Origin of the sequence: Pseudomonas sp. TJI-51, from assembly GCF_000190455.2 — a bacterium.
Lineage (GTDB): Bacteria > Pseudomonadota > Gammaproteobacteria > Pseudomonadales > Pseudomonadaceae > Aquipseudomonas > Aquipseudomonas juntendi.
The window spans coordinates 45,760-46,299 of record NZ_AEWE02000035.1; the positions used below are offsets into that span (position 1 = coordinate 45,760).

At 65.6% G+C, this 540-nt stretch carries 1 protein-coding gene; it reads left to right on the plus strand.

What is annotated here, in order from left to right:
- On the plus strand, positions 1–276 hold a 276-nt coding region (locus G1E_RS29325), incomplete at its 5' end, for a helix-turn-helix domain-containing protein (RefSeq protein ID WP_047149751.1).
- Positions 277–540: the final 264 nt, after the last annotated feature.

Below are 540 nucleotides of genomic sequence, written 5' to 3' on the forward strand. Positions count from 1 at the left end.
CTGGCGCATGACTGGCCGGGTAACGTGCGCGAGCTGGCCAATGCGGCAGAGCGGCATGCATTGGGCCTGGGTTCACCCGGTACCGAGGTGGCCCCTGCCGGGCAATCGCTGAGCGAGCAGATGGAGGCGTTCGAGGCCCAGTGCCTGCGTGCAGCGTTGCGCCAGCATGGGGGCGCGATCAGTGCGGTGATGGAGGCGTTGCAACTGCCGCGGCGAACGCTGAACGAAAAGATGCAGCGGCACGGGTTGTCGCGGGACGATTTTACCGGCCAGTGATAAGCGGAATTCCGCCTATCACTGGCTGGCGATAGGCAGAATTCCGCCCATGCAAAGCACTTTCAGGGCCCGGCTCGCAGGCGCGCGGCCAGCGAAATGCCGCAAAGCGGCCTATTGCCCCGATTTGGGTCGGCCCGCCCCGGTTTGGCACACCTTCTGCAAATGCTCGTGTCAGCTGCGCCCAGGCGCGCTCCACAACAACAACGAGAAGGTATCCCTGATGGATAACGCCACCTCCCTGCCCGCTGGGGCGGCCGCTGCGCC